Genomic DNA, 1,976 nt, shown 5'->3' with positions numbered 1-1,976 from the left:
ACATTTCTACCAAGATGAATAAAACAAATCATGGGATGGGAATAAAATTAATGCAAAGAATAGTAGATAAATATAATGGTTTTTTGAGTTTAGAGAATGATGATAATTACTTTGTGGTTATAGCTGTTTTAATTGAAAAAATAATGTAGATTATAGATGTCCGACGGCACACTGTGGGAGGTGTAAACCGCACTTTAAATTCTGTGGAAACACCTTCCCGACTGTGCAGTCCGGGAGGTGACCGCAAGCTGTCAGCGGTACGACCGCACAGTGTTGTAGATTTGTTTGAGAGGCAGATGAACTGCTTTTGAAACAAGGCTATGACATATGCCACAGCCTTATGATATGTATATTGAAAACTTCATCAGTATAATCCCTGATTATCTACTGCAGCACGGATGATTTCAGCATCAATGATCTGTTTATTCTGTTGAGAGCCGAGAGTAAGAGCATCCGTCATCAGGTTATCAATCAAACGGGGATTGCCCTGGGTAAAACTATGGGTAGCGGCAAGCGCTGCAGGGTCAATGATGGAATCGGCGGCTCCGGCAAGGTTGAGTTCGTGAAGAATGTACTTGGATACTTCTTCATCGCTTAATCCGGCGTAATTGTAGTGAACGGTGATGCGCTGTCTTAATGCTTCGTGAACTGGTTTGCGAAGTGTGTCGTTCAGATGGGATTCACCGCAAAGAATAAGGGTAAAGTAATTCACGGAGTCATATCCGTAGTTCATGAGCATTTTGATGTCGTTCAAGATATCAGTTCCAAGATATTGAGCCTCATCGATAGCAAGAAGTAGCGGCTGGCGCTTTTCCTTATATAGATATGTGATTTGTTGTTGTATTGCCTGGAACATACCGGTTTTGCCACCTTTATCGGAAACACCAAGAATGGCACAGAGCTGCTTGTAGAAGTCAGCAACGCTTATGGTAGTTGCATTGAGATGACTGCTTACGAGACAGGCGTAAAACATTAGGACATAGATCCTGTAAGACCTGCTGGCAGCACTCATTGTATGGTATGGAGAAGGAACGAACTTTGGTCGGGGCTGTTTCTTCTCTTTTTTGTTTTTTAGTGACAGAATTGACTATAAATGATAAGAGGGGAATGGTCAATAGGACAGATAAAAACGTGCCGTAAAAAACAGCACGTTAGAGTAGGTACAATATGAAGGAAGTTAAATTTAATCTGCGGTATATGTACAGTAGGTAGGAATATTAATTTGACGCGTGACAATAGATGGATGGAAGAGGAAAAATATTTCGTCCATCTTTTTTGTTGGAGAAAGTTACGTTAAATTAAGGAATTGTTACATGAAAAAAATTTAAAACAAATATATGGTACGATGAAAACATATTGTTTCTCAATAAAGTAAGGAGTATTGGAGGTAAAAGTATGAGAGAAAAAATGAAAAAATTATTATTGAAAGCTAATATGGCAAATGTACTAGGAGCATTTGCACTATTAATAACAGTGGTGTCGGCAAATCGAAGTTGTGTATTTATATTTCATCAACCAGAAGCTCCTGATGAACTTAAACAATTGAGAAAATTCTAATGTGCTATTTGGCGGAGAAATTAACCAGTTATGTGATTAATAATAGTAGATACGATGAAGCAGAGTATAATATTTTGAAATATGGTTTTCAAGTGGGAATTGAATTAATAATATGTATGAGTGTAAATATGTTATTTGCAATCCATTTTCATATGATGGAGGAGTTTGTAATTCTCATTTTTGTACTTGGAAGTGTAAGATCATATTGTGGAGGATTTCATTTTAAGAGATATCGGTCATGTTTTTTAGGATCAAGTATTTTTATTTGTGGAATACTCTTAAGTGTAAAATGGTTTGATTTTAGTATGATTGTTATGTGGATAATGATAATACAATCATCGAGTTATATTTTGAAGCGAAAGCCAGTTGAAAATCCAAATAAAAGACTAGATATTAATGAAAAACAATATTATGGTCAA

4 protein-coding genes are annotated in these 1,976 nt (G+C 36.5%); 3 read left to right on the top strand and 1 reads right to left on the bottom strand.

Going from position 1 to position 1,976, the window contains the following annotated elements:
• Positions 1-14: 14 nt before the first annotated feature.
• Positions 15-149: a GHKL domain-containing protein gene (locus NCY30_RS15485; protein ID WP_442873343.1), complete on the top strand. Its 135-nt coding sequence runs from the start codon at positions 15-17 to the stop codon at positions 147-149.
• 215 nt (positions 150-364) lie between these two features.
• On the opposite strand, the gene NCY30_RS14885 is transcribed toward NCY30_RS15485, so the two are convergent.
• On the bottom strand, positions 365-973 hold the full coding sequence (locus NCY30_RS14885) for an ExeA family protein (RefSeq protein ID WP_246944106.1): 609 nt from the start codon (positions 971-973) through the stop codon (positions 365-367).
• Positions 974-1,395: 422 nt separating this feature from the next.
• On the opposite strand from NCY30_RS14885, the gene NCY30_RS14880 reads away from it, so the two are divergent.
• Both NCY30_RS14880 and NCY30_RS14875 read left to right on the top strand, forming a co-directional pair.
• Positions 1,396-1,557, top strand: coding sequence for a cyclic lactone autoinducer peptide (locus tag NCY30_RS14880; RefSeq protein WP_144099707.1), 162 nt, complete (start codon positions 1,396-1,398; stop codon positions 1,555-1,557).
• The coding region (locus tag NCY30_RS14875) for an accessory gene regulator B family protein (RefSeq protein WP_284709570.1) at positions 1,557-1,976 on the top strand (420 nt) is incomplete at its 3' end. The genes NCY30_RS14880 and NCY30_RS14875, both read left to right, overlap by 1 nt.

This window comes from Dorea sp. MB18-49, assembly GCF_023669465.1.
GTDB lineage: Bacteria > Bacillota > Clostridia > Lachnospirales > Lachnospiraceae > Dorea_A > Dorea_A longicatena.
Note: the sequence above shows the minus strand (reverse complement) of the source record. Positions and strands in the feature narration are given on the sequence as shown.